We start from the raw sequence: 3550 nt of genomic DNA, 5'->3' as shown, positions 1-3550 counted from the left end.
TTAAGCTTGAACAAATTTATAATGCGGTTGTTATTTTCATTGTGGCATTAATTTTATGTCTGGCTACATTTGCCATTTATCGTCCACTGACGACTTCCCAATTTAATTTACTTCAGCAACTTGCAGAACAGCAGAGCTTACCCCAAACCCAGGATATGGCTCAAACTTTGCTGCAACAGCAACGCATCCATCGCGGTCAATATCTTAAATTGATGCAGGCGTATCAGCAGGAATCTCTACGGGCTCGTCAGCTTCCACCGGTTTCTGTGGATATGCCTTAGGTATTGGAATCGTATTCGGCAGTGGTGTAGAAGGATCTAACAGGTTCTGTTCCAATCGTAGTTTTAATGCTTCTTTATCTAGTTCTTGGCTTACCACGACCAGTGTCAAGCGTTCTGGATGCAGATGTTTGCGTACGGCATTTTGCACATCTGCAGCGGTAATTTTGGCTAGACGTTCTGGATAGCGTGACAGATAGTCGGCTTGCTCTGCATAAAAGCCCATTGTGCCTAACTGGGCATTGATCGTGGCATTGCTGCTGTAATTATTCGGAAATGCTCTTAACATCCCGGCCTTGGTTTCTTCTAGGCGTTTGCTATCAATCGGCTGATTTACAAAGTTGATAAAAGCCTGATGGGCGACCTGAATGCTATCCTGTAACTGATCTTGTCTAGTGGAATAACGGAAGCTAAATATACCGGGTGCCTGACTAAAGCTAAAAGTACTATAGGCACCATAGGTATAGCCGCGTTTTACTCTTAATTCCTGCATTAATACTGCATTAAATCCGCTACCACCAAACATGCGATTGGCTACTTCCAGAGCAAGCCGATCTTTAGTAAAACGGTTTGGTCCTAAGTGGCCGAAGGTCACATGCGCTTGAGACGAGTTATAAGGCAAATGCACAATATCAAAACCCGATTTTTCTTCAGGTTCAGCTAATGCAACAGCTTTCTGTCCTTGAGGCAAATTGCCTGCAATTCGTTCAGAAAGTTCCAGTGCCTGTTTAGGACTGAGTTTGCCGGTAATGGCAATATTCATGTTTTGTGCCACCAGAAACTGGTCGCGGAATTTTTTCAGTAAATCTGCTGTGATTTTTTTGGTACTGCCAATGGTGCCGGTAATGGGTTCGGCATAAGGATGCTGACCATACAATGCCCGATAAAACCGGATATCTATCAGTTTGCTTGGATTTTCCTGAAGCTGTTTTTGTCCTACTTGAGTATTGCTGAGTGCTAATTGAATACTGGAAGGCTTGAATGTAGCATTTTTGAGAACTTCCATCATCATGCCCAAAGCAGGTTCCATTTTCTTGGGATCTGATAAAGTTCGCAGGCGAACGACAAACATATCGCGATAAGCCTGTACGCTAAATTGTGCGCCTGTGGCATCAAAGACTGAAGCTACCTGTGCGGCCGTATATTTATCTGTTCCTTCGCGCATCAGTTTGGCTGCTGTGCTGGATAAGCCAAATAAACCTTTAGCAATTTCCTGATCTCGTGCTGATCCGGCATTAAAGGTCAGTTGAATATCGACCATAGGTAAATCACGGGTTTCAACAAATAAAGTGCGAACTTTGTAGTGATTATTCAGGTCATGAATAAAAGGTGCTTGAAATGCCTTCTTTTGATTAATGTTTTTTAAACTTTGCAGGAGAGGGATCGCTTGTAACTGACTGGGATTATCATTCAGATCAGGTTGGGTATCTAAATAATTTTCTGCCCAAAGGCTTGAACTGAGGCTTAAGCTGGTTAAAAGGATAAGAGAGCGAACTTTAGACATTGTAATAACCATTATTGAGCTTTCTGTTCAGGCAAAAGGTAGAGCGTACTTAAATTTTCACGGACAAAATAGGCATTAGCAACCCGCTGAATGTCCTCTGCACGGACACTGTCATAATGCTGAGGCAGTTCATCCATCAGGCGGTAACTCAATCCGTTTACTTCAAGGTTTCCAATCATTTTGGCCTGTCCGCTCAGACTGTCCTGACTATAAATCAGATTTGAAATAAAGCGTGTGCTGATCCGTGCCAGTTCATACTCAGAAATAGCTTCAGTTTTTAATAAATCAATTTCTTTCTGGATGGCCGTTTGTGCTTCTGCCAGGTTAACGCCTGGAGCCGGAAGTGCGGAAATACCAAACAGGCTATCTCCACGGTTATAAGGATCATAGGATACACTCACAGAAGTAAGCACTTTGCGGTCGCGAACCAGACGATCCTGCAACCGAGAAGAAATCCCACTATCCAGCAGGCTGCGAATAATGGTTAGAGCATAGGCATCTTGAGGATTCTTGGCGGTAGCTAGAGATTTCACATTCCAGGTCATATACAGATTAGGCACCTGGACATTGCTCTCAATTTCCATATGACGATAGCCTAAGCGCTCAAACTCGAGTACGTCATTACGTGATGGTGTAGGACGCGCCGGAATATCGCCAAAATATTTCTGTACCTGAACGAGAGCTTCTTGAACGTCAACATCTCCGACAATCACCAGAATGGCATTATTCGGGCTATACCAGTCTCGATACCATTTTTTGACATCACTCAGCTGAATATTATTGAGCGTTTTCATGTGACCAATCACGGGCTGACGATAGTGACTGGTGGGGTAACTGATCCATCTAAATCGTTCAAATGCCTGGGCACGCGGATTATCATCAGTACGCTGACGCCGTTCTTCCATCACAACTTTAATTTCCGGATCAAAATCTTGCTGGCGTAACAACAGGTTGTTCATACGGTCAGATTCAAGTTCTAGCGCCATCGGAAAATAGGCTTTGGGATAGAGCTGATAATAGTTCGTGTAATTGGTAAAGGTTGCGGCATTAATACTGCCCCCATAAATCCGGCTCAGGCGGGTAAATTCATCATTGGGAACCTTGCTTGTGCCTTTAAACATCATATGTTCCAAAGCATGAGAGACACCGAGAATATTGCCGGACTCATCACTACTGCCGACTTTATACCAGATCTGTGTCATCACCATCGGAGAGCGATGATCTTCCCGGATAATGACTTTTAAGCCATTACCTAAATAGGTTTCGATGGTGGTGCGGGATAATTCACTCTGGGTTGCGGCATGTACGGGGCTAAAACCAAAACTCAGGATGAGTACTGCGACTGGAGAAATCCGCTGTTTGATGATTCTGGATAAGGAGGAGATAGCAAAAAAAGATATGGACACAAAGTCTTCCAATGAATAGATATTTGTATTTAGGATTATTTTTCAGAAATCTTGTATTGAAAGCAACCAAACACTGTTATTTTTTGGTTGTTTATTCATGGATTGGATTTCCCGCTCAAAACACTGCAAGTTATGCTAGAATTCAATTTTTTAACGCAATGCTTTTCAAGGATTCGGCATGCAACAGCAATCTAATGGGCAAAACAAATTTTTGATTGATGCTGATATCGGAGATGATGATGTCACATTACCGAGTTTACCTGCGGTTAATGTGCCGATTGTAGAAACACCAAGCGCAACTGCTGAAGTTTCTGCACCTGTGGCGACGGAAGCTCAGGAAGAAGAACCTGCTACAAAAGGCG

The 3550-nt window shown here is 43.2% G+C and carries 3 protein-coding genes and 1 pseudogene; 2 read left to right on the top strand and 2 right to left on the bottom strand.

Features of this window, described 5'->3' with window-relative positions; translation table 11 throughout:
• Window positions 1–281: hypothetical protein (locus tag B4J23_RS07920; protein WP_291359821.1), on the top strand; the 281-nt coding region annotated here is incomplete at its 5' end.
• Here B4J23_RS07920 and B4J23_RS07915 read toward each other — a convergent pair.
• Window positions 205–1782: a M16 family metallopeptidase gene (locus tag B4J23_RS07915; protein ID WP_291359819.1), complete on the bottom strand. Its 1578-nt coding sequence runs from the start codon at window positions 1780–1782 to the stop codon at window positions 205–207. The two genes, B4J23_RS07920 and B4J23_RS07915, sit on opposite strands and share 77 nt — an antisense overlap.
• An 11-nt stretch (window positions 1783–1793) precedes the next feature.
• Window positions 1794–3134 carry a M16 family metallopeptidase gene (locus B4J23_RS07910; protein ID WP_373688488.1) on the bottom strand — a complete coding sequence of 447 codons (1341 nt, stop codon included), beginning with the start codon at window positions 3132–3134 and terminating at the stop codon, window positions 1794–1796.
• Window positions 3135–3366: 232 nt separating this feature from the next.
• Between B4J23_RS07910 and B4J23_RS07905 the strand changes: the two are divergent.
• Window positions 3367–3550, top strand: a pseudogene (locus tag B4J23_RS07905) (signal recognition particle-docking protein FtsY); the annotation flags it as partial.

Source organism: Acinetobacter sp. UBA3025 (assembly GCF_002367915.1).
GTDB lineage: Bacteria > Pseudomonadota > Gammaproteobacteria > Pseudomonadales > Moraxellaceae > Acinetobacter.
This window is presented reverse-complemented; position numbering and strand designations above follow the sequence as displayed.

Bases quoted from the DNA above. Each gene is read 5' to 3' on its own strand.
- B4J23_RS07915 (WP_291359819.1), bottom strand. From the start codon at position 1,782: ATGTCTAAAGTTCGCTCTCTTATCCTTTTAACCAGCTTAAGCCTCAGT.